Annotated in this window: 27 protein-coding genes; 15 read left to right on the top strand and 12 right to left on the bottom strand. The window is 44.0% G+C overall.

Features of this window, described 5'->3' with window-relative positions:
* Positions 1–18 precede the first annotated feature (18 nt).
* On the top strand, positions 19–2,157 hold the full coding sequence (gene tamL / locus P3T48_RS07960) for a translocation and assembly module lipoprotein TamL (RefSeq protein WP_276506322.1): 2,139 nt from the start codon (positions 19–21) through the stop codon (positions 2,155–2,157).
* On the opposite strand, the gene P3T48_RS07955 is transcribed toward tamL, so the two are convergent.
* Positions 2,111–2,593, bottom strand: a complete 483-nt coding sequence (locus P3T48_RS07955; protein WP_276506321.1) for a hypothetical protein — start codon at positions 2,591–2,593, stop codon at positions 2,111–2,113. The genes tamL and P3T48_RS07955 overlap by 47 nt on opposite strands.
* 101 nt (positions 2,594–2,694) lie before the next feature.
* Here P3T48_RS07955 and P3T48_RS07950 point away from each other — a divergent pair, with 101 nt between their 5' ends.
* A complete protein-coding gene (locus tag P3T48_RS07950; protein ID WP_276506320.1) occupies positions 2,695–3,507 on the top strand; it encodes an MBL fold metallo-hydrolase in 813 nt (270 codons plus the stop codon).
* 11 nt (positions 3,508–3,518) lie between these two features.
* On the opposite strand, the gene P3T48_RS07945 is transcribed toward P3T48_RS07950, so the two are convergent.
* Genes P3T48_RS07945 through P3T48_RS07930 form a run of 4 tightly spaced genes read right to left on the bottom strand, consistent with a single transcriptional unit; the run spans position 3,519 to position 5,780 of the window.
* A complete protein-coding gene (locus tag P3T48_RS07945; protein ID WP_276506319.1) occupies positions 3,519–3,818 on the bottom strand; it encodes a nitrous oxide-stimulated promoter family protein in 300 nt (99 codons plus the stop codon).
* 15 nt (positions 3,819–3,833) lie between these two features.
* Positions 3,834–4,766 carry a thioredoxin-disulfide reductase gene (trxB, locus tag P3T48_RS07940; protein ID WP_022253047.1) on the bottom strand — a complete coding sequence of 311 codons (933 nt, stop codon included), beginning with the start codon at positions 4,764–4,766 and terminating at the stop codon, positions 3,834–3,836.
* Positions 4,767–4,781: 15 nt separating this feature from the next.
* Positions 4,782–5,375 carry a 7-carboxy-7-deazaguanine synthase QueE gene (locus P3T48_RS07935; RefSeq protein ID WP_276506318.1) on the bottom strand — a complete coding sequence of 198 codons (594 nt, stop codon included), beginning with the start codon at positions 5,373–5,375 and terminating at the stop codon, positions 4,782–4,784.
* A 36-nt stretch (positions 5,376–5,411) separates the two neighbouring features.
* Entirely contained in the window at positions 5,412–5,780 is a 369-nt protein-coding gene (locus P3T48_RS07930) for a 6-pyruvoyl trahydropterin synthase family protein (protein WP_276506390.1), read from the bottom strand.
* Between the two features lie 280 nt (positions 5,781–6,060).
* Between P3T48_RS07930 and P3T48_RS07925 the strand changes: the two genes are divergently transcribed.
* Complete coding sequence (locus P3T48_RS07925) at positions 6,061–7,161, top strand: AAA family ATPase (protein WP_276506317.1); 1,101 nt, start codon at positions 6,061–6,063, stop codon at positions 7,159–7,161.
* 671 nt (positions 7,162–7,832) lie between these two features.
* Here P3T48_RS07925 and P3T48_RS07920 read toward each other — a convergent pair.
* The 3 genes from P3T48_RS07920 to ligA are packed head-to-tail and all read right to left on the bottom strand — an operon-like array spanning position 7,833 to position 11,128.
* Complete coding sequence (locus tag P3T48_RS07920) at positions 7,833–8,450, bottom strand: deoxynucleoside kinase (RefSeq protein ID WP_276506316.1); 618 nt, start codon at positions 8,448–8,450, stop codon at positions 7,833–7,835.
* A gap of 31 nt (positions 8,451–8,481) precedes the next feature.
* Positions 8,482–9,117: a deoxynucleoside kinase gene (locus P3T48_RS07915; protein WP_276506315.1), complete on the bottom strand. Its 636-nt coding sequence runs from the start codon at positions 9,115–9,117 to the stop codon at positions 8,482–8,484.
* Between the two features lie 34 nt (positions 9,118–9,151).
* On the bottom strand, positions 9,152–11,128 hold the full coding sequence (gene ligA, locus P3T48_RS07910) for an NAD-dependent DNA ligase LigA (RefSeq protein WP_276506314.1): 1,977 nt from the start codon (positions 11,126–11,128) through the stop codon (positions 9,152–9,154).
* Positions 11,129–11,363: 235 nt separating this feature from the next.
* Here ligA and P3T48_RS07905 point away from each other — a divergent pair, with 235 nt between their 5' ends.
* A complete protein-coding gene (locus P3T48_RS07905; RefSeq protein ID WP_276506313.1) occupies positions 11,364–12,119 on the top strand; it encodes a WecB/TagA/CpsF family glycosyltransferase in 756 nt (251 codons plus the stop codon).
* Here the strand turns inward: P3T48_RS07905 and P3T48_RS07900 are convergent.
* Positions 12,059–12,412: a hypothetical protein gene (locus tag P3T48_RS07900; protein WP_276506312.1), complete on the bottom strand. Its 354-nt coding sequence runs from the start codon at positions 12,410–12,412 to the stop codon at positions 12,059–12,061. The genes P3T48_RS07905 and P3T48_RS07900 overlap by 61 nt on opposite strands.
* 175 nt (positions 12,413–12,587) lie before the next feature.
* Between P3T48_RS07900 and P3T48_RS07895 the strand changes: the two genes are divergently transcribed.
* On the top strand, positions 12,588–12,881 hold the full coding sequence (locus P3T48_RS07895; protein ID WP_276506311.1) for a hypothetical protein: 294 nt from the start codon (positions 12,588–12,590) through the stop codon (positions 12,879–12,881).
* Between the two features lie 118 nt (positions 12,882–12,999).
* Here P3T48_RS07895 and P3T48_RS07890 read toward each other — a convergent pair whose 3' ends face one another.
* Positions 13,000–13,467: a DUF6575 domain-containing protein gene (locus P3T48_RS07890; RefSeq protein ID WP_276506310.1), complete on the bottom strand. Its 468-nt coding sequence runs from the start codon at positions 13,465–13,467 to the stop codon at positions 13,000–13,002.
* Between the two features lie 301 nt (positions 13,468–13,768).
* Between P3T48_RS07890 and P3T48_RS07885 the strand changes: the two genes are divergently transcribed.
* Both P3T48_RS07885 and P3T48_RS07880 read left to right on the top strand, forming a co-directional pair.
* Positions 13,769–14,029 carry a helix-turn-helix domain-containing protein gene (locus tag P3T48_RS07885; RefSeq protein ID WP_276506309.1) on the top strand — a complete coding sequence of 87 codons (261 nt, stop codon included), beginning with the start codon at positions 13,769–13,771 and terminating at the stop codon, positions 14,027–14,029.
* 55 nt (positions 14,030–14,084) lie between these two features.
* Complete coding sequence (locus P3T48_RS07880) at positions 14,085–14,345, top strand: hypothetical protein (protein ID WP_276506308.1); 261 nt, start codon at positions 14,085–14,087, stop codon at positions 14,343–14,345.
* A gap of 76 nt (positions 14,346–14,421) precedes the next feature.
* Here P3T48_RS07880 and P3T48_RS07875 read toward each other — a convergent pair whose 3' ends face one another.
* Positions 14,422–14,661 carry a hypothetical protein gene (locus tag P3T48_RS07875; RefSeq protein WP_276506307.1) on the bottom strand — a complete coding sequence of 80 codons (240 nt, stop codon included), beginning with the start codon at positions 14,659–14,661 and terminating at the stop codon, positions 14,422–14,424.
* A 425-nt stretch (positions 14,662–15,086) separates the two neighbouring features.
* Here P3T48_RS07875 and P3T48_RS07870 point away from each other — a divergent pair, with 425 nt between their 5' ends.
* The 8 genes from P3T48_RS07870 to P3T48_RS07835 are packed head-to-tail and all read left to right on the top strand — an operon-like array spanning position 15,087 to position 23,791.
* Positions 15,087–15,380, top strand: coding sequence for a helix-turn-helix domain-containing protein (locus tag P3T48_RS07870; RefSeq protein WP_276506306.1), 294 nt, complete (start codon positions 15,087–15,089; stop codon positions 15,378–15,380).
* Positions 15,364–16,425 carry a DNA cytosine methyltransferase gene (locus P3T48_RS07865; RefSeq protein ID WP_276506305.1) on the top strand — a complete coding sequence of 354 codons (1,062 nt, stop codon included), beginning with the start codon at positions 15,364–15,366 and terminating at the stop codon, positions 16,423–16,425. The genes P3T48_RS07870 and P3T48_RS07865 overlap by 17 nt, the downstream gene beginning before the upstream one ends.
* The gene (locus P3T48_RS07860) at positions 16,422–17,657 is read left to right on the top strand and encodes a DNA cytosine methyltransferase (RefSeq protein ID WP_276506304.1); all 1,236 of its coding nucleotides are present in this window, start codon (positions 16,422–16,424) and stop codon (positions 17,655–17,657) included. The genes P3T48_RS07865 and P3T48_RS07860 overlap by 4 nt, the downstream gene beginning before the upstream one ends.
* A 19-nt stretch (positions 17,658–17,676) precedes the next feature.
* Positions 17,677–18,663: a restriction endonuclease PLD domain-containing protein gene (locus P3T48_RS07855; protein WP_276506303.1), complete on the top strand. Its 987-nt coding sequence runs from the start codon at positions 17,677–17,679 to the stop codon at positions 18,661–18,663.
* A gap of 6 nt (positions 18,664–18,669) precedes the next feature.
* On the top strand, positions 18,670–20,343 hold the full coding sequence (locus tag P3T48_RS07850; RefSeq protein WP_276506302.1) for an AAA family ATPase: 1,674 nt from the start codon (positions 18,670–18,672) through the stop codon (positions 20,341–20,343).
* Between the two features lie 18 nt (positions 20,344–20,361).
* Positions 20,362–22,596, top strand: coding sequence for a restriction endonuclease (locus P3T48_RS07845; RefSeq protein ID WP_276506301.1), 2,235 nt, complete (start codon positions 20,362–20,364; stop codon positions 22,594–22,596).
* A gap of 14 nt (positions 22,597–22,610) precedes the next feature.
* A complete protein-coding gene (locus tag P3T48_RS07840) occupies positions 22,611–23,303 on the top strand; it encodes a DUF3223 domain-containing protein (RefSeq protein ID WP_276506300.1) in 693 nt (230 codons plus the stop codon).
* Positions 23,288–23,791: a very short patch repair endonuclease gene (locus tag P3T48_RS07835; RefSeq protein ID WP_276506299.1), complete on the top strand. Its 504-nt coding sequence runs from the start codon at positions 23,288–23,290 to the stop codon at positions 23,789–23,791. The genes P3T48_RS07840 and P3T48_RS07835 overlap by 16 nt, the downstream gene beginning before the upstream one ends.
* Before the next feature lie 442 nt (positions 23,792–24,233).
* Here P3T48_RS07835 and P3T48_RS07830 read toward each other — a convergent pair whose 3' ends face one another.
* Positions 24,234–25,814: a PD-(D/E)XK nuclease domain-containing ATP-binding protein gene (locus P3T48_RS07830; RefSeq protein WP_276506298.1), complete on the bottom strand. Its 1,581-nt coding sequence runs from the start codon at positions 25,812–25,814 to the stop codon at positions 24,234–24,236.
* Positions 25,815–26,408: the final 594 nt, after the last annotated feature.

Raw genomic sequence — 26,408 nt, 5'->3', positions numbered from 1 at the left:
ACGTAAAAGCAAAAAAAGTTGAAACTATATCGAATATCCATATTGTTTGTTCCCCTCGTGTTGGGTGCGTGCTCTGTGAGTAAGCATGTTCCCGAAGGCGAATATATCCTTAACAAGGTGGAGGTGAAGAGCGACGATAAATCCTACGATGCTTCGTCGCTCAAACCCTATGTCCGTCAGAAGGAAGCCCCCAAGATCTTCTCGCTTTTCAGAAATCCCTTCAGCCGCAAGCCCGTCATCTTCGATACGTTGCAGGCACGCCTGTCGTGTCAGGACCTCCGTGTGGCGATGCAGAACCAGGGATTCCTGCAGGCAGGAGTCTCGCTTTTCACCACTACGAAGGGCAAGAAGCTCGATGCCCAGTATCTGTTGCATCCGGGAGAGCCATTCCGGATAGGTAAGATGACCTATGTGGTCGACGACGAAGAGGTGCGCAAGGTGCTGAGTCTGGGCGATGAGAGTCAGCGCTTGCTGAAGCCAGGAATGCGTTTCAGTGTAGAGGCGCTTGATGCCGAGCGCAAGCGTATAGCAAGACTCTTGGCAGACAGTGGATATTTCCGTTTCAACAAAGACTTCATTCAGTATGATGCCGACACCATCTCCGGCGAGAAGGATATCGACCTGAAACTCCATCTCCTGAAGTACAAGGCAAGCAGCAATCAGCCTGCCACCGACCATCCGCGATACTGGATTCGTCAGGTCAACTTCTTGAGCAATGACAGTCTGCCCATCCATCTGCGCCACCAGGTGTTGCTCAACGCCACAGCCGTGAAGGAAGGACAGCCCTACAGCGCTTCCGACCTGCAGCGTACGTACAACAACTTTGCCCGTCTGCAGGCTGTGAAGTATACTAACATACGTTTCGTAGAAGTGCCCGACACCAATCAGCTGGACTGCAACATACAGATAAGCACCAACAAGCCCCACACCCTGTCGTTTCAGCCCGAGGGCACCAATACGGCAGGCAACCTGGGAGCAGCAGCCTCGCTTACCTATACCAACCGCAACCTGTTCCATGGCAGCGAACAGTTCAGCATCGAACTGCGTGGAGCCTACGAGGCCATCAAGGGACTGGAGGGCTACACCGACCAGAACTACATCGAGTATTCGGCAGAAGCCAAGTTGATGTTCCCGCGATTCTTAGCTCCATTCCTGTCGAAGAGCTTCCGTAGGAGACAGACGGCAAGTTCTGAGCTCTCTGTGAGTTGGGACATGCAGAACCGTCCCGAGTTCTATCGCAGGGTGTTCTCTACAGCCTGGCGCTATCGCTGGGCAGAACCCAGACACCATCTCAACTGGCGCATCGACCTGCTCGATCTCAACTATGTGTATATGCCGTGGATTTCTCCTACCTTCAAGAAAGACTACCTCGACGATGCAGACAATCGTAACGCCATCCTGCGTTACAACTACGAGGACCTTTTCATTATGAAGATAGGTTTTGGTATTACATATAATAATGGTATAGACGCCATGAGGGCAAATATCGAGACAGCAGGCAATCTGCTCAACGGAGCAGCCAAGGCGTTCGGACTGAAGAAGAATGGAGAGGGTCAGTACACCTTATTTAATATAGCCTACGCTCAGTATGCTAAGTTTGATTTCGACTACACCCATCTGATGCAGTTTGACAAGCGCAATGCCCTGGCGCTGCATGCAGGCTTCGGCATAGCCTATCCTTATGGCAACAGCCGAGTGCTGCCTTTCGAAAAACGATATTTCTCGGGTGGAGCCAACTCCGTGCGAGGATGGGGTGTAAGAGAGTTGGGACCAGGAAAGTTCAGAGGTACCGAAGGCCGTATCGACTTCATCAACCAGACGGGCGATCTGAAGCTCGACCTCAATGCCGAGTACCGCACGTCTTTGTTCTGGAAGTTCCAGGGTGCATTCTTCGTAGATGCCGGCAACATCTGGACCCTTCGTTCCTACGATGAGCAACCAGGCGGACAGTTCAAGTTGGATGAGTTCTACAAGCAGATAGCTGTGGCTTACGGCTTGGGAATACGTCTTAACTTCGACTATTTTATCCTGCGTTTCGATATGGGTATGAAAGCCATCAATCCCGCCTATGAGAACGAGCAGGAGCACTGGGCAATCATTCATCCACGACTCAGTCGCGACTTTGCGTTTCACTTCGCAGTGGGCTTCCCATTCTAACCATCCATCTTCCGTCTCTCTTTACCATGGGGAGGCAGAAGTTGGCTTTCTCTGTCAGTCGGGCAACCTTTCCTATGGTGTCCATCTGCAGAAAGTCAGAAACCTTTATTTCTATTGTGGCAAGCGAATCATTGTCTTGCCATTCGATGTCGCCCAGTTCAATCTGGGCGTCTTCGTTTTTAGCACGCAGCGAGTCGACATCCGCCTGGTGCACATTGCTGGAAGCAAACCTCAGCCATTTCTCCGACTCGGGCGTGCAGTAACGCAGCGCTTTCTCGAAGTGCCAGTTGTAGTAGTTTACGGCGAAGGAGTCGGCATCCATTCGCAGTTGTTCCTCTTCGCTCAGTTCGTGCTTGCAAGAAGAACCTGCCATCATCATCATGCCGCTCACGGCAGCCAATAGGATCCATCGAAGATAAATTCTTCTTGTTCTCATATCAGTATCTTTTTAAATTAGCTTAAAAACGCCACAAAGGTAAGAAAAAACTTTGTAATTAGAATCTTTTTAGCTAACTTTGCATGAAAATAAAAATTAAGATGCTAAGATTTATTTCCTTCGGCAGCGGAAGTAGTGGTAATTGCTACTATCTTTTTACTGAGACGGATTCACTATTAATAGATGTGGGAGTAGGAATAAGGACACTGAAAAAGCACTTTCATAACTATGGATTGCGCTTCGAGGATGTGCACAACATTCTTATCACTCACGACCATGCCGACCATGTCAAGTCTGTGGGAAGCCTAAGCAATGATTATCACTTGCCTGTTTATACAACTCGTAAGGTGCATAGTGGCATTGAGAACAACTATTGTGTTCGCAAGAAGATCAATGGTGCCAATGTGCATGTCGTAGAGAAAGGTGTGCCCTTCGTGCTGGGTGAGTTTCGTATTACTCCATTTGGTGTTCCTCACGACAGTACCGACAATGTGGGCTATCAGGTGGAGTGTGGTGGTGTCACCTTCTGTCTCATTACGGATGTGGGCCATATCACCGACGAGATGAAGGCCTTCATCGGTCGTGCCAATTATCTTGTTTTAGAGGCAAATCATGATGAGGAGATGCTTCAGCAGGGGCCATATCCCCAGTATCTCAAGGATCGCATTCTCGGTCCTAATGGTCATCTTAGCAATACCTCCTGTGGTAAGGCATTGGCAGAAAATGCCACCGATGCTCTGCGTCATGTCTGGTTATGCCATTTGAGCGAGGAGAATAATCATCCAGAATTGGCACGCAAGACTGTAGAACAGATTCTGCGTAGCTATGGTATCGTGGCAGGAAAAGACTTTATACTGGAGGTGCTCAAGCGTAAGACTCCCAGTGAAATCTATACATTGAAAGCGACAGAATAATGTCTGAATGTTCACCATTCATTGATCATGTGTCTTATTGCAGCAATGGGGTGATGCCACAACATACGGGGGCCTGCATAGCGCATAGCAGCCTGCATTTGTATTTTTCTGTCAGGCTTATAGCAGTGAATAGGACATTTCTTGCAAGTTGGCTTCTTCTCGCCAAACTTGCAATGCTCCAATCTGGTGTAGGCATAGTCGAGTAGGGCCGAACACTCCTCGCAAAGTCCTTCTTTCGTATGCTTCATGCCGTGGCAGTATATCTCCACCATTTGGCTTACCGTTTTCTTTTCTTGCTCTATGCGCGTCATGAGACTCCTTTGCCTTTAAAGCTTTTGTAGATAGCGGTCGGCTTCGATAGCGGCCTTGGCTCCAGAGCCTGCAGCTACAACTCCCTGACGGTAAACGGGATCGGCCACATCACCTGCAGCAAAGATACCGGGCAGATTGGTGGTGGCAGTGCCGGGAACCACCTTGATGAATCCCTGCTCGTCGAGATCGATATGGCCCTTGAAAAGCTCGGTGTTGGGCTTATGACCAATGGCAAGGAAGAAACCGTCGATGGCAATGTCGAAGGCCTCCTCGTTGGGTTCGCCGAGATGACGTACCAGGTGGGCACCCTCTACACCGTTGTCGCCAAAGAGCCCCGTGGTGTTGGTTTCGAAGAGTATCTCGATGTTCTCCTTTTCCTTGACTCGTTGCTGCATGATCTCAGCAGCACGCAGGAAAGGCTTTCTCACGATCATATACACCTTCTTGGCGAGACTTGCCAGATAGAGAGCTTCCTCGCAGGCCGTGTCTCCACCGCCCACAACAGCCACCGTACGCTTACGATAGAAGAAACCGTCGCAGGTGGCACATGCCGATACACCCTGTCCCTTATACTTCTCCTCGTCTTCAAGCCCCAAGTATTTGGCTGTGGCTCCTGTGGCAATAATGATGGTGTCGGTTGTAAAAGCCTTACCGTCTTCGTCTTCCACACGATAAGGACGATTCTCGAAGTCGATGTGAGTGATGCTTCCGTCGCGCATTTCAGTTCCGAATCGTTCCGCCTGTTCACGCATGTCCATCATCATCTGATTGCCGTCCACACCATTGGGATAGCCGGGAAAGTTTTCTACGATGGTGGTGGTGGTCAACTGTCCGCCTGGTTGCAAACCGGCATAAAGTACAGGTTTCAGGTCTGCACGACCAGCATATATGGCAGCTGTATAACCAGCAGGTCCACTTCCGATAATGAGAGTTTTGATATGTTCCATATTTTTGATTGAGTTTTATTGAATTCCTATTATTTTGTGAGTTTGCAGCGAGAGTTGCCATTCCGGGTGCTGCTTGATGTATTCGATGCAATGCTTCATGATGATGGCGTTCTGCTCATCGTTGCCTGTGTCGCAAGGCTGCAGATACAGGAAGTCGGCCTTCAGATGGCAGCAGTCCACAGGATGCTTGTCGTCGAAAACGAGTTTCAGTTCGTTGGCATGAGGGATGACGACAGCCGCCTGAGTCTCTACAAAGGCCTTCTTTGGCGAACAGGTTATCCAGTCCATTTCCTGTGGCAGCAGATGCGTTCCGTTGGTCTCCACAGCCACATAGTAGCCGGCCTGATGCCATGCCTCAATGAGGGCGTCGTCGGCCTGCAGAGAGGGCTCTCCTCCTGTCAGCACGATAAACCGGCATTCACTTCCCGTGTGTAAACATTGCTCCACAATATCCTGTGCCGTCATCTCCGTATAGTGTGTGAAGTCGGTGTCGCAGAAAGGGCACGACAGGTTGCACCCGCTCATTCTTACGAAGACGGCAGGTCTGCCTGTCCATCTTCCCTCACCCTGTAGTGAGTAGAATATCTCGTTGACTCTGTAAGTTTTCATTCTTTGTTATCTGTGAATATCTGCAGCCAGTCAGTGTTACTTGACGATGAACTCTATACCCTTTATTTTGTTCTCGTCGATGACAGTAGCTGTGTTTCCGAAGCTTTCCTGTATGTTAACCTTGTAGCATGCGTCGAACTGTTCGACAATCCATTTACCGATATTCTCGGCAGTAGGGTTGAAGTCGAAAATCTCGTTGAGGTTGGCATGATCCATCTTGCTGTGTATGACTTTCTTGATGTGAGTGAAGTCTTCCACCATACCATCCTCGTTGAGTTTGTCCCTGCTGACGAGGAAAATTTCTATCTGCCAGTTGTGTCCATGCATACGGCTGCACTTGCTTTCGTAGCTGAGCTGAAGCGAGTGGGCAGCGGATATTTCTAACTTTTTGGAAATACAGTATATCATATCTTGCTTCAAAATAATCTAATAATCTTTGCAAAGATACATCAAATCGGTAAAATATCAAAATAAATGAGTGATTTAATTTTGTTAAGAGCCTGATTTTGTCAAATCTTCATGACAATGAATAAAAATAGTATCAATCTTTTCGTTACCTCAGAATTTTGCATTAACTTTGCAGAAGTTAAACTGCATCTCAGCAAAATATTCAAGCAAGCTTGATATTCTGCATTCGATTTGTATTAACTTTGCAGAATTAAGCAGAAAAAGATACGCAAACCATATGAATAATATTAAGAAAATAGTCCTTACGGGCGGTCCTTGCGCAGGCAAGACCACAGCATTAGTACGCATCATAGAGCATTTCTCGGGATTGGGTTACAAGGTATTCACCATTCCCGAGGTACCTACCATGTTTACCCAGGCAGGTATGAACTATCTTACCGACAACGCCAAGTTCTTCTATGAGGGCGAGAAGGCTACGCTCCAGATACAGTTGGCTTTAGAAGACAGTATGATGCGCATGGCAGAGACGATAGACAAGCCAGTCATCATCGTATGCGACCGTGGTGCGATGGATATCTCTTCGTATCTCACTCCCGAGCTTTGGAACCGTATCATCGGAGAATTGGGGTATACCACAGCCCAATTACGCGATGAGCGTTACGATGCCGTACTCCATCTTGTTTCAGCAGCCGATGGCGCCGAGCAGTTTTATACCACGAGCAACAATGCCCAGCGCTTGGAGCGTGCCGACGAACATGGTTTGCAGATAGCCCGCGAACTCGACAAGAAGGTTATCAGTGCCTGGACGGGTCATTCTCATCTGCGTGTCATCAACAATCACGACGACTTCAACAACAAGTTGAACCGTGTTCTCAAGGAGATTAGCAATGTGCTGGGTATTCCTCAGCCTGTGGAGGAGGAGCGTAAGTACATTGTCGAGGTGACGGGCGATGTGGCAGGAAGCATCGACAGCGACATCGTACAGACATATCTTACCACCGAACCTGGTTGCGAGGTACGTCTTCGCAAGCGTGTCTTCGATGGCAAGACGGTGTATGTTCATACCACCAAGAAGTTGCTTTCTACCAACGAGCAGATAGAGACGGAGCGCCAGATAGGTAAGAATCTCTACGAGTCCATGCTTCAGCAGGCCGATCCGTATCGTGTCACCATCCGCAAGCATCGCATGAGTTTCATCTGGAAGGGTCAGTACTTCGAGTTGGATTCTTTCGAGTCTCCCGCTCCAGGATTAGTCATTCTCGAGACCAAGGGCATTGCGAAGCATGAGAGTGTCAAGTTTCCTCCCTTCATCCATGTGAAAGAGGATATCACGGGCAATACACAATATTATAATTATAATATCGCGTTAAGGAAGTAGTTTTTTAAAGCTTTTGCCCTTACTGGGCGCATTGCAGACTGACATTATACCCAGGGCGTTGCCCTGGGCTAAGAGCTTCTGCCCCTTCAGGGCGTGCAGGGTAATTTCAATCCTACAGGAGGGCGTATTGGGTAATTAAAAGTCCATATAAGCAACACGCCCCGAAGACCAAGAAGCTCACAGAAATAGCACGCCCTTTACCTTTCCCTTCGGCCGGTGACCGTTGGTTCAGGGCGTGCTGCTATGGGCTTCATGGCCTTTCTGCAGTCCGTAAGCGATTCATATCCATGCGGTCGCATACCGCAAAATGCAGCTCTGCTGCTGGCGAAGACCTCTGATGGTCCGCCAACCTTATAGCGAAGCGGTTTGAGCACCGAGTAGGGCGGTTAGCACATCCCCTGTCCCCTGAGGGGAAAGGGGCTTGGGGAAAGCGGTGGACCCTCCCTTAAGGGTAAGGGAGGACTGGTGGGTTCTCGAAAAATCCCTCATTAAGGTTAAGGGAAGACTGGTAAGTTTTCGAAAAAACTTAAGGCTAAAGGGAAAAACTGGTGGGTTTTCGAAAGAAATCGAAAGAAAAACATATTAAGGCTAATTAAGGATAGGTGGAGTTTCGAGAAACAAAAACCTCGTTTCTCTAAAGGAAAAAGAGAAACGAGGTTTCATTATCACTGTTACATTGGGAACAATCCGAAGAGTTCAGCGTCGATTTGATCCGTCACTTTGCGGAAATCCTGAGGATTTTCCTCAAAGTGCAAGTTGTCGCCATCAACGATGATCAGCTTTCCCTTATACCCCTTGATCCATTCCTCGTAGCGGTCGTTGAGCCCCTGCAGATAATCAATACGAATACTCTTCTCGAAGTCACGTCCACGCTTCTCGATATGACTCACGAGTGTAGGGATGCTGCTTCGGATATAAATCATCAGGTCGGGCAGTTTCACCAGACTGATCATCAGGTCGAAGAGATCAGTATAGTTTGCGAAGTCACGGTCGCTCATCAGTCCCTTGTCATGCAGGTTGGGTGCGAAAATCTTAGCGTCCTCGAAGATAGTACGGTCCTGGATGATGGTTTCCTTGTTCTGTGCTATTTCCACCACGTCGTGGAAGCGCTTGTTCAGGAAATAGATCTGCAGGTTGAACGACCATCTTTTCATGTCCTCGTAGTAGTCAGCGAGGTAAGGGTTGTTGTCCACAGGTTCGAAGTTAGGCTTCCAACCGTAACGTTTACTGAGTAGTTTGGTGAGCGTAGTCTTTCCGCTTCCTATGTTGCCTGCTATAGCTATATGCATATCTTTATTTATTTTTTATGATGGTTATTATTTATCTTCCCTCCTCCTCCTTCGAGAAGAGTCCGAAGAGTTGCGAGTCTATTCTGTCTACGATTTCGCCAAACTCCCTGGGGTTGTGTTCGAAGTCGAGGTTATCCACCTCTATGACCAGCACCTTACCCTTGTACTTCTTGTATATAAACTCATCGTACAGGTTGTTGATGCCCTGCAGATAGTCGATGGGCATCTGCTGCTCGTAGTCGCGTCCCCGCTTCTGAATGTTCTTTACTAAGTGCGGAACCGAAGCTCTCAGATACACCATGAGTTCAGGCATTTTGATCACCTTCATCATCGAGTCGAAGAGTCCCATATAGGTATCGTAGTCCCGCTCGTCCATGTTCCCCATATTCTTGTTGTTGGTAGCGAAAACATACACGCCCTCAAAGATGGTCCTGTCCTGTATGATGGTCTCTTTGCTCTTTTCTATCTCCAAAAGGTTTTTGAAGCGCTGTTTCAGGAAATACACCTCCAGGTTGAGCGCCCATCTCGAGATGTCCTTGTAGTAGTCGTCGATGTATGGGTTATCATCTACAGGCTCCAGAAATTTCTTCCATCCATAATGCTTTGCGAGCATATTGGTGAGTGTCGTCTTTCCGCTGCCGATGTTGCCAGCTATTGCTATGTACATGTTATGTTGTTATAAGTATATTATCAATCCGTTGTTATGATTCTTTCGTAAACTGCTCCACGAATTGGTCTTCCGTGATGATAGGAATGCCCAACTGCTGCGCCTTCCTGTTCTTGGTACTTGCCGAGGCAGCATCGTTGTTGATCAGGAAGGACGTGCTCTTGCTCACACTTCCCGTCACCTTACCGCCCTGTTGCTCGATGTAAGCCTTCAGCTCATTGCGGTTCTTGTAGTGGTGCACGTCGCCCGTCACCACAAAGGTCAGTCCCTCGCACATCGAGCCCTTCTCCTGAGGCTCCTCCTCCCTGATGTCGAGTTCCTTCAGGAGTCGCTGCACCTTACCGAAGTTCTTGTCGTCGCGGAAGAAGCCGATAAACTTGGCACTCTTCTCCGGTCCGATACCCTCGATGCTTGCCAGCTCGTCGTCGAAGAGAGCCGTGCGTGCCACCTCGATAAGCTTTGCCACCGGATATTCAGCCAGCAGTCTCTTCGCCACATCTCCGCCACACAGCGGAATGCTGAGCGCATAGAGCAGATGACGACCGTCGGTGGTACGGCTCTTCTCGATGCTTTCCAAGAGGTTGTGCACCGACTTGCGGCCGAACCCCTCGAAGGTAGCAATCTGGTGACTGTATTGCGACAGATGATAGAAGTCGGCATATTCGTGGATGAAACCGCAGTTGATAAATCGCGAAACCGTCTGTTCCGAGATACCCTCGATGTTGATACCCTCCTTGCTCACGAATCGCGAGAACTTCTTCAGCTGCTTGGCCGTACAGTCGGGGTTGGTGCAGTGCAGCGTCTTCGTGCCGCTCTCACTCTCCGTCACCACCGCCTGTGCACCACATACAGGGCACACCTCAGGCACCTCGAGCACACCCACCTTCTCAGTGATGCGAATCACCTTCGGTATAATCTTGTTGGCCTTGATTACCTGCAGACGCGTACCCTTGCCCCCGATGCCCAGACGCTCACACTCACTGATGTTACAGAGCGAGGCACGCTGCACGGTCGTACCCTCCAACTCCACAGGCGTGAAGACAGCCACGGGCGAAATCGTATTGGCGGCACACGACCATTCAATGTGGTCCAGAGTAGTGTCGGCATGCGTGTCCTGCCATTTGAAGGCATAGCCCGCACGTGTAGCATGATGGCCGGTCACCGACCCCGTAGCAGCATACACCGTATCATCGTAGGCTATCACCAGTCCGTCGACAGGGAAGGGGAACACCTTGTTCGTCACCTTGTGGGTGAAGAGGTCCACCACCGCCTGGATATTCTCAGCAGTAGGGTGGTCGATGCGTTCGCGCTCCACGGGATTGAAGCCCAGCGAAACCAGGAAGTCCATCCTCTCGCCCCACGAGGTGATGTCGTGCTCCGTATATACTAAGGTAAAGGGAATCCACTGCAGATGTCGTGGCTTCACCTCCTCGATGTCCTTCAGGGCCAGCGACCCCGAAGCCAGGTTGCGTGGATTAGCATAGTCGCCCTCCGTCTCCAACACAAATCGCTCGAAGTCTGGATAGGAGATCACCGCCTCGCCACGAATCACCAAGTGTCCCATCTCGTCTATCTGTTGAGGAATACCCGCGATGGCAGGCGCCAGATGAGTGATGTTGGTACCGATATGCCCGTTGCCACGAGTCACCACCTTGGTCAGCCTACCGTTGTCGTAGGTCACGACGAGAGTCAGACCGTCCAGTTTCCACGACAGCCAGATACACCTTCCGTCAGCCCATTTCACCAGTTCAGCCACACTCTTCGTCTTGGCAAGCGACAGGGCAGGGAACTCATGTTCCTCCTTCTGTCCCGCCACGTTGTCTTCCGACACCTTGGCAGTAGGCGAGTCGGGCAGGGTGATCCCCGTTTCCTCCTCCATCAGTTTCAGCCGGTCGAACAGAGCGTCCCATTCGTAGTCGCTCATCAGTTCCCCCTTACCGTTATAGTAAGCCTCCGAGGCCTGGTTCAGTTTATCCACCCATTGCCTCATCAGCATTTCTTGCTGTGTCATATATATATTAATATTTATCTTACTTTTTCAAGTATGGAAGTTCGATAAGTTAAAGAAGCTTCCCCGGTTAGCAAAAGTAAAGTTTCCATTGTTTTTGCAAAAATAGGAAATAGTTTTCAATTAGCCAAACATTCTTACTCTTTTCACTGATTTCTTAATAAATATTTGGCAGTCTCATAGAAAAGCCATACCTTTGTCGAGTCTAAGAATTTCAATTCAAATAACACAAAGACATATGTTCCGACTGAAGACATTAACGATATTAGGCAGCAAGGCCGAGCTATCCACCCTCCCCGAGGGCAAGCTGCTCATCAATACGATCAACGCCCATTCCTACAACACAGCCCTGAAGGATCCCCTCTTTGCCGAGGCTCTGTCGTGTGGCGACGTACTCATCCCCGACGGAGTGAGCATCGTGAAAGCCTGCCGATGGATAGGAGCGAAGTCGCAGCCTCGTGAGCGCATCGCAGGCTGGGATCTCTTCGACTACGAGATGAACCGTCTTGAACGTGAGAGTGAAGCATCAACCGCCAAAGGCGAAAGTCCTAAGACAGTGATGTTTATGGGAAGCTCTCAGAAAGTACTCGACCTGATAGTGAAGCGAGCCGCCGAGGTATATCCCCATCTCAAGGTAGCCATCTATTCACCCCCTTACAAGCCCGAGTTCACCGACGAGGACAACCGCGCCATCATCACCGCCATCCATGCCTCCAATCCCGACCTGCTGTGGATAGGCATGACAGCTCCGAAGCAAGAGAAGTGGACCTATTCCCACTGGTCAGAGCTCGACATCCACTGTCATGTAGGCACCATCGGAGCCGTCTTCGACTTCTTTGCCGGCACCGTAGCGCGTGCCCCCTTATGGTGGCAGAACCACGGTCTCGAATGGCTCTACCGTCTCCTGAAAGAGCCCCGCCGCATGTGGCGTCGTTACATCCTCGGCAACACCCTCTTCCTCAAGAACATGTTGACCGAGAAACTCTCCAAATAACCCTTGGCAGCAATCACCAGCCCCCAGTAAGCATCGAGCAAGCACCCAGCATGAGCATCAAGCATCGAGCAAGCACCCAGCAAGCACCCAGCAAGCATCGAGCAAGCAGCCAGCCAGCAATTATCGGGCAAGCAGCAGCATGAGCAGCAAGCATCGAGCAAGCACCCTGTAAGCGATTTGTATCCATGCGGTCGCATACCGCAAACCGCAGCTCTGCTGCTGGCGAAGACCTCTGATGGTCCGCCAACCTTATAGCGAAGCGGTTTGAGCACCGAGTAGGGCGGTTGGCACATCCCCTGTCCCCTGAGGGGAAAGGGGCTTGGGGAAAGCGGTGGAGCCCTCTTTAGTGGTAAAGAGGGACGGGGTGATTTTAGAAAGAACTCTTAAGGTTTAAGGGAGGACTGGTGGGTTTTCGAAAGAACTTAAGGTTAAGGGAATCCTGTTTGGTTTTCGAAAAAAAACACTATTATGTCAAGAAAAAGCAAATATAAATGCAAGAAATGCGGCTACGCCACGGACATATATGAAGGCCGTGGCTTCATGGGCCAACACATAGAAGCCATGACCTGCCCCGACTGCCACAACATAGTCCCCCTTGTCGTAGGCGGCGTCATAGGAGATGCCGCCCCCAGTTTCAACTCCCTTGTAGGCAGACTCTGCCTCCGTTGCGGTTCCGACCGCATACACCTCTGGGATCACCACACATGCCCCCATTGTGGAGGCGAGATGCAACCCACTGGCAACTCCGAATTTTGGACGTAAGAAGCATTAAGGTTAGGTGTCACTAAGTGTCCGAAGTTTGAAAGAGCTCGACTGGGCTGCTGCGGATGTGGGGGTAGTTAGTGCGTTGCTCGTTTCTTGAAAATTATCACGCTATGAGTTATAGTACCGCAGCACAGACCTTGCGGAACCAATCGAGCTTCTTGCCACTCATTTCTGCTATAGATATGTTCTCTTTGTTGACATCTTCTGGTTCAAATTCGTAATAAGAATCTTCGGCAGGGAGATAGTCTTCTGGAAGATCTTCTATAGAGTGTGCCTGGAAGTTGTGATGTTTTCCTTCTATATCTATATCTACAGTATATACTATGTCATCTAATGGCGAACTCAGTACATTGCGCAAAGTCAACTCTTTCTTGATGTATTTTTGTATCATGTCGTAATCGATTCTGATGAACATCCAGCGATTGTCCGTATCATCTTGGTCAATCCAATAGAAGAGATAGTTGTCGCCGTTGTTTGTTACATAGTGCGACAACAGTGCCCCATCAAAATAGATGAGATCGGCTACTTTCTTGAACTTGTCGAAGTTGCAGTTCTTAATTTCAATTCCCTTTATAGTTTTCATATTTATACTCCTTTATAGATAAGTCGCATAATGGAAACTCCAACATGTTATAATGTCCATTACTCGCTGGTGTAGTGAAGTTCTGTTTTATATTAAAATTTGCTTGCAAAAATAAGTAATATTTTTCTCTTATGCAAGTTTTAGCTTTTCTTTTTGTGTTTTCATGGATAATTAGAAGTCTTTGTTACCTTTTGTATGCTTGAAAGAGATTGTGTTCGGTGTCATTAAGGTTTTCAATAATATTCATATTTTGTATATTCGTAAAAAGAATATATATTTGCACCTTATTAAATATGGTAATATGGACAAGAGCATACATTCACATTTATATCACCAAGTCATAGGCTGCTTGCGTGGTAAGCGTGAGAAGTTGGGGATTACTCAAGTTCAACTTGCTGATTTATTGAAAGTTAATCAGACTTTCATAAGTAGGGTTGAAACAGGTGACCGCCGCCTCGATATCATAGAACTTCATCATATTTGTCAGGTGTTGGATGTTCCGTTTGTCGACTTCATTCAGGAAGTCGATAGGGATATTCTGAGCAGAGGCGAGGGGAAATGAATAAAAGAATTTAAAATAACCTCTTGTATTAAAACAATAAAATAACTAAATAACAATGGAACAATTAGATAATAACGAAATCTTTGATGATTTCAAACTTGCTGAAGAGCAAACAGCTTATGTTAGTGATGCAATCTGCAATGTAATAGAGAAAGAGTTATCAGAAGTAGAGCTTGAGTTCTCTACCATAAAGTTCTGTCAGCATGAGCCAAAGTTTATAGCCATACCAGGATCCTCATCTAGGATTTCACGAACATTATCCAAGATAAACTTATCACGATTTACCTCTGCTTCAATATCAGCCTTCGACTGGTAGAAGGCTTGACGGCAATGTCCAAATAGACGGCAAGCAGTCGCAACTTTCATATTGCGCTGCTCGACCAGTTCCATGACTACTTGGCCCCAGATTTTTTTCGTATTGGAATGTCAAAGTACTCTTCAGCACGTGTAATCATCAGATCACGTGCTTCTGTTTCCAACTTAGAGAAGGCCAAGGCTTTCTCTAAGTTTTTGATGCGTTGCTTCAAATGAGCATTCTCTTCTTGATAACTTTCCTTACTACGATTTGCCATATCTGTTATATTTGCTTGTTCAGATTGCAAAGATAACAAATCTTTTTCATTTGCAAACACTTTCAGCCAAGTATTTAATGACCAGATTGATGCTATTCCACGACTCTTGCAAAAACTTTTTTGCTGAGTCCAGACTGATAATAGTCGCGAAGTAAAGACAATTTGTCTTCCTTACTGTAACTTTTGTACTTTACTAAACACATTTTGTTAATTAACCATAAATGTGTCTATCTATATCAGTATAAGTCAGTATCGCTTTTCCGCCTGATGGCATATTCTTAGTCAGGTATTCACGGATAGCATTCAAAGTATGTTCTTGTTCCTTCTGCATATAACAATGATATCAATGCCAATGCAAAGATATAGATATTATTATATATATGCAAATTTTTGAACATCTTTCTCTAGGATTTAGTAAAGAAAAACGTTAGCCTTATTTGGGCTAACCGATTTTGGGCTATAATTTTGCAGTAAATTAGCTAATTATGGATAAAAGTATACATACAAGATTATACCAACGTGTAATAGCTCGCTTGCGTGCCAAGCGAGAAGAGAAGGGCGTTACACAGATGCAACTGGCTGAAAAACTAGGTGTTAACCAAACCTTTGTTAGCAAAGTTGAAATTTGTGAGCGCCGTTTAGATATAGTCGAACTTCTAACGATTTGTGAAATCCTAGAAATTCCTTTTGTTGATTTTATCAAAGAAATCGACGAAGATATTATTTCAAAGTTTAAAGATTCTAAAAAAAACAGTCATAATAATGAAAAAGCAATATAATATAATTGATCTATTTTGTGGTTGTGGTGGTCTTTCTAAAGGATTTGAGGAAGCTGGCTATAAGACTCTGTTAGGCGTTGATATTGAGCAGGCAGCACTTAATACATTCGAAAAAAATCATAAAGGTGCCGTTGGGATGAATCTTGATTTGTCTGCTTATGATTCTTTTGATAAGATTGATAAGGTTATTGACGGTAGAAAAGTTGATGTCATTATTGGTGGTCCGCCTTGTCAAGGCTTTAGTTTAACTGGTCCTAGAAACTTTGAAGATAAGAGGAATAAGTTGTATTTAGCAATGATAGAGACTGTTCGACGCTATCAACCGCAAGTTTTCCTTATAGAAAATGTTCCTGGTATGGCCAATCTTTATAAAGGAGCTGTTAAAGATGAAATCATTAGGAGATTTACTGATATGGGCTATAATGTTAATTGTAAAATAGTTTGTGCGGCGGATTACGGTGTTCCTCAAATACGAAAACGTTTGGTTTTCGTTGGTTTGAAGCAATCTCCTGTTAAATATGATTTCCCTTCTCCTATTCTTGAAGAAAAAGATTATATAACTTGTAAACAAGCAATTTGTGATCTTCCTTCTTTGGTAGATGATTTGGGAACAGAGGTTGCTGCTTACTCAAGTGAGCCGCAAACTGATTATCAGAAGCAGATGAGGGGTAATTGTAATGTGTTGTATAATCATGTTGCAGTAAACCATAAGGAATTTGTTAAGCAGGTTATTGCTCAAGTTCCTGATGGGGGTAACTATAAAGATCTCCCAGAAGGTGTTGGTACCAGTCGTAATTTCCATATGGCATGGACAAGATATGCAAGTAACAAACCTTCTCGCACAATAGATACTGGGCATCGAAATAATTTTCATTATAAATGGAACAGGTGTCCTACTGTAAGAGAGAGTGCTAGGCTTCAGTCTTTTCCTGATGATTTTGTATTTTTAGGTAATAAGACGCAGCAAAACAAGCAGGTTGGTAATGCAGTCCCTGTTTTATTAGCGTATGCTTTAGCAAAACAAATTTTAAAGTATTTGAAATGATCCAGAAGTTACATACTATCGAATTATTTGCTGGTTGCGGGGGGCTTTTGGAAGGCTTCCTGCAGCAGGGGTGTTATGATACTTTGGCCTGTGTTGAATGGGAAAAGGCACCTTGTATGACTTTGGCAAATAGACTAGAAAGAAAATGGCATCATTTATATGCAAAAAATGAAGTCATTAGATTTGATATACAACGTACTGACGAATTGATAAATGGCTTTGATGATGAAGAGTATGGTAAGCATGAGGGACTTGCAAAACTTGTTGGCAGCCAAATCGTTGATGCTATTGTTGGTGGTCCTCCTTGTCAAGCATATTCTTTAGCCGGGAGAATTCGAGATGAACATGGAATGAAAGAAGACTATCGTAATTATTTATTTGAAAGTTATATGCGAATAGTTAAGTACTTTAAACCAAAGTTTTTTGTGTTTGAAAATGTTGTGGGATTGTTAAGCGCAGCTCCTGATGGTTATCCTATTGTGGATCGTATTCGTAAAGAATTTATGGATGCAGGCTATAAAGTCGCAGATGATTTTAAGGACACACTGTTTGACGTTTGTGATTATGGTATTCCTCAGCATCGTAAAAGGGTTATAATTATTGGAATTAGAATGGATTATTTTGATAAAGGCAAAACTGTAACTGATGATATGATTCATGATTTCTATAAGGTTATTATGCCCTCCTTGCGAACAAGACAGAGGACTGTTAATGAAGCAATTGGAGATTTGCCAAAGATATTTCCACTACCAGATCCCGTAGTTGTAAATGGTAAAAAATATTCTCACGCTCCTATATCTTCTGATAAAGTCAAGAATCATATACCACGATTCCATAGTGCCAGAGACATTTCTGTTTTTCGAATGTTGGAAGAAGACATAGAAACTGGGAGAAATGAATATGTTAAAATAGATAAGCTGAAGGAACTATATACTAAAGTTACAGGAAAGGTTAGTAACATACATAAATATTATGTTTTACGTAATGATGAGCCAAGTAATACTATTCCTGCGCATCTATATAAAGATGGAATGAGACATATTCATCCGGACTCAACTCAAGCTAGGAGTATTACGGTTAGAGAAGCTGCAAGACTGCAGACATTTCCTGATGATTTTGAGTTCTTGGGTGCAAATATGGCTCAATATAAAATGGTTGGTAATGCTGTACCTGTAGATTTCGCAAGAATTGTTGCAGAAGCATTATATAGGTTAATAGATAAATATTGTTGATATGCTTTATTATACAAATTTGGATAAGACAGTTTTAGGGATGCTGCAGAATACTGCATCATCAAATAATATAGTAATCGTAACTGGCTATATCGGCTATCAGACGATAAAGATGTTGGCTGATAGTTGTAAGGGCGTACACATAACTATAGTCTATGGCATGTATGGCAATGATAGCATTTCTTTGCCATTACACAATGCACTTAAAGAAATTCAGACTCAATATCCTGATGTTGAGATTCTTTATTCCACTATTCCTGTTCATTCGAAAATATATACCTGGAATTGTGATGATAGCATTAAAAGAGCTTTAATTGGATCTGCAAATTTTTCAGTTAGTGGAATGATGAATGATTATAAAGAGATTCTTTCTGATGTAGAAACTGATGTGTTTGGAAATTTACGAAATTATTGTAATTATGTTCTTTCTAAGACCATTAATTGTACAGATGCGAATGTAAAGGTAAAAAAGGTTTTTAAAGCCTCTAGACGTAGTAAGTTTACGCAACCTCTTTTGTTAAAGAATGTTTGCCGCGCAACTTTGTTGGATGTACATGGGAAGGTTAGTCCTAAGTCTGGTTTAAATTGGGGCTTAAGTAAAGGCCACGTTTCCGATGGTGATGCATATATCCGTATTACCTCTAAATATATTGATCAATTTCCTACACTTTTTCCTCCTAAAAAATATGTAGAGGTAGAGAATTTGCAATCGTTAGGTAGGTCACGACGTGAAAATGACGAAGTGGAGTTGATTTGGGATGATGGTGAGAAGATGATGGGGTTATTGGAAGGCCAGCAAACAAGAAAAATTAATGGTTTGGTTTATCCTAAACAGCTTAGTTCTAGCCCTTCTAAATCGATATTGGGTAAGTATTTACGTAAAAGATTAGGTGTTGATTTAAACCATGTCATAACTAAATCTGATTTGTTAAGATATGGTCGTACGAGTATTGATATATCGTTGATAGGTGATGGTATATATTATTTAGATTTTTCAGTTAAATAGTAGATTATGGCAGAAGCTTCACTAATATGTAGGGGCAAGAACCTTACACTTGAAACTGTATTGGCATTTGTAAACGCAATGCCTTTAACTCCAATGAAAAAGGCTGATTTTCATGCTGCAACGGAGTCGAAATTGAAAGGTTGGACTCAAACACATTCTCAAATAGCAAGACAATTAGCTCTCTATTTTGAGAAAGAAGGTATATGTTATCCACGTTTTTCCCAAAGGATGACTTATACAGATATTTTGCGTTATATGGTAAATTGGGCAGAGCATTATTTCGTTCCTAATATTTATACGCCAAGCTTGAAGACAGAAGAACATAGAGTTACTAATATTTATGCTTATTTGAAAAATAGCATAAAGAATGGGATGTGTTCTTTTAATGATGCATGTTTGCAAATGTTTGATATGGAATTAAATAATACTGATAAAGTAAGAGTATATATTAATAACTTCACGGATATTATTATTAGTGATGATTTAATGTCTGTAAACGACCATTTGGCTTACACATCAATACCGGAAATATATCCAAATAATATTGGTTTGTATGCAGAAGATTATTTTAATTATTTTACAATTGATTCCCAACGAAAGGATATAAACAGCATAAGTAAGGTAGATTCTCTCCAACAAATCTTTTATGGTGCTCCGGGTACTGGTAAAAGTCATACTATAAATGAACTTACAGTAGGAAAAGATGTTGTCCGTACAACGTTCCATCCTGATACAGATTATTCTACTTTTGTAGGCGCATACAAGCCAACAACTAAGTCTGTGCCGGTGATGACAGTTATAGGTAAAGAAGCAGTTCTTGTAAAGGATAATAAAGGCAATGAAATGACGGAAGACAAGATTGTCTACAAGTTTGTGAACCAAGCTTTCTTACAGGCATATATTGCAGCATGGAAGAAATATTGCGCTGTACAGGAGAATGAAGAACCATTGGATGAATATTTAGTTATCGAAGAGATTAACCGAGGCAACTGTGCCCAGATATTTGGTGATCTTTTTCAATTGCTTGATCGAGGTGATAAAGGTTTTTCTGTGTATCCAATCATGGCGGATTCTGATATGAAAGAGATGCTTAAAAAAGAATTTGCAGGATTGGAAATTAAGAAAAAAGAAAGTATTAATGCTTTATTCAAAGGTGGTAAGGACATTGTTGCCCAAGTATTGAAAGGTGATATCTTATTGCTTCCTAGCAATCTCTATATCTGGGCAACCATGAATACTAGTGACCAGTCTCTTTTCCCAATTGATTCCGCTTTCAAGCGTCGATGGGATTGGAAGTATATGCCTATAGATACCAAAAAAGAGAATTGGAATATAGAAGTGGGCGGAAAAAAATATTCATGGTCAGACTTCTTGGAGGCTGTTAATGAGCAGATATTTGAAGTAACGAAATCTGAGGACAAGAAACTTGGTTTCTATTTCTGTCGTGCAAATAATCATGTTGTTGATGCAGGGAAGTTTGTTAGTAAAGTAATCTTCTATCTGTACAATGATGTATTCAAAGACTACGGCTACGATCGCAAGATGTTTCTGGGCGAGGATGGAAAGGCTATTCAATTCCATGAATACTTCCAAAGCAATGGAGATATAAATGAACAGATGGCTGCCCGATTCTTAAACAATCTGGGGGTTAATCCAATTGTAGAGAACAACGCAGAATAAGCAGAATAAAAAGTACTTATGTATATTATCATAGAGGAACATAAATATCCCATCAAGGTTTTAGGAAAGGCCCTTGATGGTATCACAAATCTGAGGGACGTTAACGGTATGGTTAGCGTTAACTACGTAGGGTATTATTATAACCCTACGCTGAAGGACTGTGTGTTCATATTACCTAAGGTGTTAATGGAAGATGTAGATGGTGAGGAGCTTATCTTCGGCCACTGTAAACCTGAGGATATTGTAAACTTAGAGCAGCAAAATCAGTTAACTCAGGAGGAACATGATTTCATCTATGAATTGTCTGTTTGGATATATCGTGCGATTTGCGTATTTCGTGATAGTAAGGTTGATAATACCATCGTTAGACAGCAGAATTCTCAACAAATGGGTCATGGAAGGTTGCATCAATGTAACACTTTCCTTGATATTTTGTTGGCTTTGCAAAAGTTTAACAGGGAGAACCAGAACTTCTTTTTCTTTGTGCTAAGAAATGTTCATTCTGGATATAATAAGATTAATTGGGCCAAAACGATTAATAAGTCAATGGCTATTATCCAAAATAACCAGCCTGTTTATCTGAATCCTGTCAACAAGAAACGCCAGATTAATTTTGATGAAGAACTGCTTGTCATCTTTTTCTCTATCTTGCGTTATATACATGACAAATATGGTTTCCCTGTTCAGATAAATATAAACTTTCCTCTGATTACCGGAGAAAAGTTTAGAACTTATCTGGATGGTATGGGTGAGGTGCGTTTGATGCAAATAAAATATAAGTACTTTTCCGATAAAGCATTGTATTTATGGGAACTTTGTTATGCCTTCTTTGCGCATAGTAAGGATATCAATGTTGAGACGGATGATAAGGAGTATCTGCTGGTAAAGAACTTTAATATCGTGTTCGAGGCAATTATTGATGAATTAGTGGGCGATAAAAAACTGCCTGCAGATCTGAAAGACCAGGGGGATGGCAAGAGGGTAGATCATATGTATACTTACCAGAACCTTACCAATAATGAAGAGGAGAAAGATATATATTATATAGGTGATTCTAAATACTATAAGCGTGGGCATAAGATAGGAAAGGAATCTGTATATAAGCAGTTTACTTATGCAAGAAATGTTATTCAGTGGAATCTGGATTTATTTAATGATGGGGATAAGGAAGAGCAGAAAGACCATTTTAGACTTCGTGATGATGTTACGGAAGGTTATAATGTAATTCCTAACTTTTTCATTTCTGCAGAGCAGAAAACGTTGAAGGCTGAGGATGATATCAAGTTGACTGATAATAGAAAGCAGGACTTCTTGTCTCGCCAGTTTGATAACCGTCTGTTTGATAGAGACACTTTCCTAATAGCTCACTATGATGTAAACTTTCTCTTTGTTGTTGCCTTGTATGGTCGCAATGAGCAGGGAGAAAAGAAAGCGTGGAAAGATAAGGTGAGGTATATGTTCCGAAAGGAAATCCAACAGATGCTTAATTCTAAATTTGACTTTTATGCGATGACAGCTAAGGAGGGAGTTAGTGCTGTGGGATATATACAGGACCATTTCCAGCAATTGCTAGGCAAGGTCTTTACACCTTATGATGACAGAGAGACTCAGAAGTACTACTCTTTAGCTTTGGATAATGGCGAGCAGTTTGCTGGTGAAAATGCCACAATATTGTCTCAATTAAAAGATTCTTTTTATGTAGTACCATGCAAGATAGGGGATGATCCCAAAAAGTTGTTGCCGGAGGTTTCTCCTTTGACGGAGGGTATGCTGGTACCATCTTCGTTCTTGACGATGCATTATCTTGAAAGGTATCTTGGTAAGACAATTTTGGTAGGTTGCTATCATGATGAGGCTCATCTCAATTGGATTCTAGGACAGAATGACAAAGGTACGCTTATCTATAATATTCGCGTTGGTAAAGAGCGTGAAGGTGGTCAGATTAAGGCTCAGCTTGATAGAATGACGGTTCCATTTGTTGTGCTCTATGAATATAGATGTGAACATGAAAATAAGTATCGTGTGTTCCATGTGCACCACCATGCTTATATCAAAGAGGATAGAATGCGTGGAACCCTTTACCCAAGGGAACCCAAGGGTAACTATTTCTGTTATATCTTTGATGAAGAAGTAACGCTAGGTAATCTTGACGTCCATCGTTTACTTTCCCAAAAACGAATAGATGATAGGGAATATGTTGATGGTGCGCCTATATTTATGAGTGGTAAAGATTTGATAAAATATAGAAGATAATAGGAGGAGAAGAAATGAGCTTTACATCAGATAAAAATGAACTTAGGAGGATTTTGAACTCTCATAAAATAGGGGAGTGCACTACAGAAGAAGAAACAGCGTTTATAACAGTTTTCTTTAGATTGTATCATCCTGATTGGTATAATAAAACTCAGGGTCTTATGCAGGTTGTTACATATAAGATTAAAGCTGAAACTAAACATCGGTCAGATGGAAGGTGCTTTTGGCTTATATTGGAAAATGGAGCGGAGGAAGATATCGGTTTCAGAATATTGAATGCGCATCCGGCAGATAAAGAACAGTACATGCGGAAAAATATTGCTGCAGCGTGTCGTACAGCAGTAAAGCAACCAAGTATTAACCCTTTCCGAGATAATATTCTTAAAAAGTTTAAGGAAGGTCTTCCAGTCTATAGTGATTTGTCAGGAAAACCTATTCTGGATAAAGGAGATTTTCATATAGATCATTATGACCTTACTTTCGAGGATTTAGTAGAAAAATGGATAGAGATAAAGGGTATGAAATATCTCTATCAAAGGATAAATATGAATGATCATATGAGTACTATTACAAAATTTGTAGATGAGAATCTTGTCGAAGAATTTGTGCAGTACCATGACCAGCATACCCACTTGCGAGTTGTGACAAAAGAGGAAAATTTAAGTTTGTTGAAAAAAAATAAAAAAAGCGTATGCCAGATAAAATGACCATACAACAACGCCACAACAACATGGCGGCAATTAAAGGCAAGGACACCAAGCCGGAAGTCCTTGTCAGGAAATTCCTGTGGTCGCACGGATTCAGATACAGGCTCAACCATCCACGCTTGCCAGGAAAACCAGACATCGTATTGCGCAAATACCATACGTGCATCTTTGTGAACGGATGCTTCTGGCACGGACACGAAGGATGCAAATACTACAGGGTGCCGAAGACGAATACGGAGTTCTGGGAGAGGAAAATCTCACGCAACAAGGAGAGAGACCGGGAGGAACAGAAACAGCTGGCAAGGATGAGGTGGCACTGCATCACCGTCTGGGAGTGTGAACTGAAAGGGGAGAGGAGAGAGAAGACGCTCGAGTCGCTGGAGTACACGCTCAACCATATCTTCATCCAGGACAGAGACCTGAGATACAGGCTGCCGGAAAGGGAGGACTTGGGTATGGCTGCGGAAGAGAATGTTTTATTATTCTAATGTTATTTTGTCATAGTTTTTGGTTATGACAAAATAATATTTTTTCTAAAAAGAGGAGGATTTTATTTAGAAAATCAACCTGTCCGTTTTTAGCCATAATAAGGGATTTCTCGAAAACCCACCAGTCCTCCCTTACCCTTAAGGGAGGGTCCACCTCTCATCTCGGTCTTCTCCCCTCAGGGAAGAAGAGGAAACCGCTCCTTCTCGTCGCTCGTAACCATTTCATTCTATGGTTGGCGGACCATCAGAGGTCTTCGCCAGCAGCGGAGCTGCGGTTTTTTGTGCGGGGATGAACCCGCTTTCACTCAAGGACTTGGTTATGGGCAGCTTGCTCCTTGCTGCTCATGCTGGCTGCTTGCTCGATGCTTGCTTACTGTTTGCCCGATGCTTGCTGGGTGCTCGAAGCTTGATTGCTGCTGATGGGTGCTTGTTGATGCAGGAATTACTGCTGGACTTCTTGCCAATCTATGAGGCCTTTGCCTTTATCGTCGAGCTCAAGGCCTAATCCGATGACCTGACGGCTGTCTGCAAGGAAAGGTTCCAGATACTGGCGGTCGAAAATCTGATGAGTGGCAGCAGACTTGCCTCCGTTGTTTTGCAATTTCAATTCTATTACGTAGATATAACGGGAGGTCTGTACTGTCATGTCGATTCTACCTGTGGAAATCATTTTCTCTACTTCTACCTTTAGTCCAATGGCATTGAGGATGGTACTGATAATGAGACGATAACGCTCTTCCATGTCCATGGAGGCGAGTTTCTTATTGCTGTACGGCACGTCGGCTATCAAGGCCTTCAGGGTCTTCATTGCCTCGTTTGTCTCGCCTGTCCCTAATTGGGCGTACAGGTTGGCTTGGAGTGATTGGAGGTCGCTCTCTGAACGGAGGGCGAGGGATGGGAGAACCTGGTCGTAAAGGGCTTGTTTCACCTCTTCGTTGGGGAAGCCAAGTGTATAGCCAAACTCGTCGTATTTCTTGATGGTGAGGTAGCCTGACTGGTAAAGGAACAGCTCGGCACCCCCTGCACTGACATCGGATGTCTCTAAGGTGTTTCGCATGATACGGCAATTCTCGAAGTTCTTCAATCGAAGCTCCATGTTGTCGACAAATTTCGGTATCAGCGAAGTGGCTCCTGATGCTGCCCAGTAATTGCTGAGCTCTTGTGTGCTCAATGCGTTGATCAGGCTATAGGGGTTGTAGATGTCTGTCATATTGCGGCGGCTGAAATGGTAGCCATCATAGTAGGCTTTCAACTTGTCGTGAGTTTCCTGAAGTGTCCAGTTGTTGACTTCGCCCATTTTCTCCAGCTCTGGCTTGAAGTTTGTTAATATTTCTTCTTCTGTGATGCCACAGATGGTTGCATATTCTGGCAGGAAACTGATGTTGGTCAAATTGTTGAGCACGGAGAAAAGTGAAATCTGCGTAAACTTTGTGATGCCCGTGATGAAGACAAACTTTTCGTATTCGTCGCAGGCCTTCAGTACTGCAAAGACATCGCGATAGACTTCGGTGCAGGCTTTGTGATGTTCCGTCTTCCATGAATGTTGCAGCGGTGAATCGTATTCGTCGATGAGAATGACTACCTTGTTGCCGGTTTTGTTGTATGCACCTTCAATGATGTTTTGGAATCTTACAGCAAGAGAGCTATCCTGCCGCACAGCAATGTTGTATTCCGATTCAAGGTTGTGAAAAACATTGTCAAGATAACTCCACACTCTTTTCGGTTCGGCTCCTGCCAGACTCATATCGAGACGGATGACAAGATATTGTTTCCATTCTTTCTCTAACTGCATGATTTTCAGTCCCTCGAAGAGTTCTTTTCTCCCTTCGAAGTACATCTGTAGTGTGTTGATAAGAATTGACTTGCCGAAACGGCGGGGACGGCTCAGGTAGTTGTACTTTTTGCCATGATTCGCCAAATGCCAGATGAGGTCGCTCTTGTCTACATAAAGATAACCTTCTTCTCTGATTTCTTTGAACGATTGAATGCCTGTCGGCAGCTTTCTGTTGCTGATGTCTGTCATGTTTGGTTCTCCTTGATTAATATGCTTATCTTTTGTAAAGATAATGCAAATGAGCGCAATGAAAGATTTACTTTCAAATTGCCGAGTGCAGCTTATCTTCTGCAAAGATAATGCAAATGAGCGCAATGAAAGATTTACTTTCAAATTGCCGAGTGCAGCTTATCTTCTGCAAAGATAATGTTTTCATGCGATATATGCAAAAAGATTGGCTTAATTTTGATAAAAAAAGCCTCCGACTCTCACGAGCGGGAGGCATGATAAAAGAAAAAATGTAAGGAAGTTAAGGGAGTTAAGGAGTTAAAGGAGTTAAGACAACAGCCTTTTTAGACCGCCTATAAGGTCAGAAACTTATAGAATCAGCATGACCTGAGCCAATGTTCTCCGCCCGAAGCACAGTATGCAAGCCCCCCGCAACCAGCACGCCCTGAACCAATGTTCATCGCCCGAGGCACGAATGCACGCCCCTTGCAACCAGCACGCCCTGTTTTACTCTAATTGAGCAAGCTTTGAGCGCATTTTTAACGTTAATTATGTTTAACGAGCCTTGGATCTTGCCTGATGTAGTTTACGTCATAGACTTCACCTTTTTCCACG

Source organism: Segatella intestinalis, assembly GCF_029348455.1.
Taxonomy (GTDB): domain Bacteria; phylum Bacteroidota; class Bacteroidia; order Bacteroidales; family Bacteroidaceae; genus Prevotella.
The sequence above is the reverse complement of the archived record's forward strand: the minus strand, read 5'-3'. Positions and strand labels throughout refer to the sequence as shown.

Bases quoted from the DNA above. Each gene is read 5' to 3' on its own strand.
- P3T48_RS07955 (WP_276506321.1), bottom strand. From the start codon at position 2,593: ATGAGAACAAGAAGAATTTATCTTCGATGGATCCTATTGGCTGCCGTG.
- P3T48_RS07950 (WP_276506320.1), top strand. From the start codon at position 2,695: ATGCTAAGATTTATTTCCTTCGGCAGCGGAAGTAGTGGTAATTGCTAC.
- P3T48_RS07945 (WP_276506319.1), bottom strand. From the start codon at position 3,818: ATGACGCGCATAGAGCAAGAAAAGAAAACGGTAAGCCAAATGGTGGAG.
- trxB (WP_022253047.1), bottom strand. From the start codon at position 4,766: ATGGAACATATCAAAACTCTCATTATCGGAAGTGGACCTGCTGGTTAT.
- P3T48_RS07935 (WP_276506318.1), bottom strand. From the start codon at position 5,375: ATGAAAACTTACAGAGTCAACGAGATATTCTACTCACTACAGGGTGAG.
- P3T48_RS07925 (WP_276506317.1), top strand. From the start codon at position 6,061: ATGAATAATATTAAGAAAATAGTCCTTACGGGCGGTCCTTGCGCAGGC.
- P3T48_RS07920 (WP_276506316.1), bottom strand. From the start codon at position 8,450: ATGCATATAGCTATAGCAGGCAACATAGGAAGCGGAAAGACTACGCTC.
- P3T48_RS07915 (WP_276506315.1), bottom strand. From the start codon at position 9,117: ATGTACATAGCAATAGCTGGCAACATCGGCAGCGGAAAGACGACACTC.
- ligA (WP_276506314.1), bottom strand. From the start codon at position 11,128: ATGACACAGCAAGAAATGCTGATGAGGCAATGGGTGGATAAACTGAAC.
- P3T48_RS07905 (WP_276506313.1), top strand. From the start codon at position 11,364: ATGTTCCGACTGAAGACATTAACGATATTAGGCAGCAAGGCCGAGCTA.
- P3T48_RS07900 (WP_276506312.1), bottom strand. From the start codon at position 12,412: ATGTGCCAACCGCCCTACTCGGTGCTCAAACCGCTTCGCTATAAGGTT.
- P3T48_RS07895 (WP_276506311.1), top strand. From the start codon at position 12,588: ATGTCAAGAAAAAGCAAATATAAATGCAAGAAATGCGGCTACGCCACG.
- P3T48_RS07890 (WP_276506310.1), bottom strand. From the start codon at position 13,467: ATGAAAACTATAAAGGGAATTGAAATTAAGAACTGCAACTTCGACAAG.
- P3T48_RS07885 (WP_276506309.1), top strand. From the start codon at position 13,769: ATGGACAAGAGCATACATTCACATTTATATCACCAAGTCATAGGCTGC.
- P3T48_RS07880 (WP_276506308.1), top strand. From the start codon at position 14,085: ATGGAACAATTAGATAATAACGAAATCTTTGATGATTTCAAACTTGCT.
- P3T48_RS07870 (WP_276506306.1), top strand. From the start codon at position 15,087: ATGGATAAAAGTATACATACAAGATTATACCAACGTGTAATAGCTCGC.
- P3T48_RS07865 (WP_276506305.1), top strand. From the start codon at position 15,364: ATGAAAAAGCAATATAATATAATTGATCTATTTTGTGGTTGTGGTGGT.
- P3T48_RS07860 (WP_276506304.1), top strand. From the start codon at position 16,422: ATGATCCAGAAGTTACATACTATCGAATTATTTGCTGGTTGCGGGGGG.
- P3T48_RS07850 (WP_276506302.1), top strand. From the start codon at position 18,670: ATGGCAGAAGCTTCACTAATATGTAGGGGCAAGAACCTTACACTTGAA.
- P3T48_RS07845 (WP_276506301.1), top strand. From the start codon at position 20,362: ATGTATATTATCATAGAGGAACATAAATATCCCATCAAGGTTTTAGGA.
- P3T48_RS07840 (WP_276506300.1), top strand. From the start codon at position 22,611: ATGAGCTTTACATCAGATAAAAATGAACTTAGGAGGATTTTGAACTCT.
- P3T48_RS07835 (WP_276506299.1), top strand. From the start codon at position 23,288: ATGCCAGATAAAATGACCATACAACAACGCCACAACAACATGGCGGCA.
- P3T48_RS07830 (WP_276506298.1), bottom strand. From the start codon at position 25,814: ATGACAGACATCAGCAACAGAAAGCTGCCGACAGGCATTCAATCGTTC.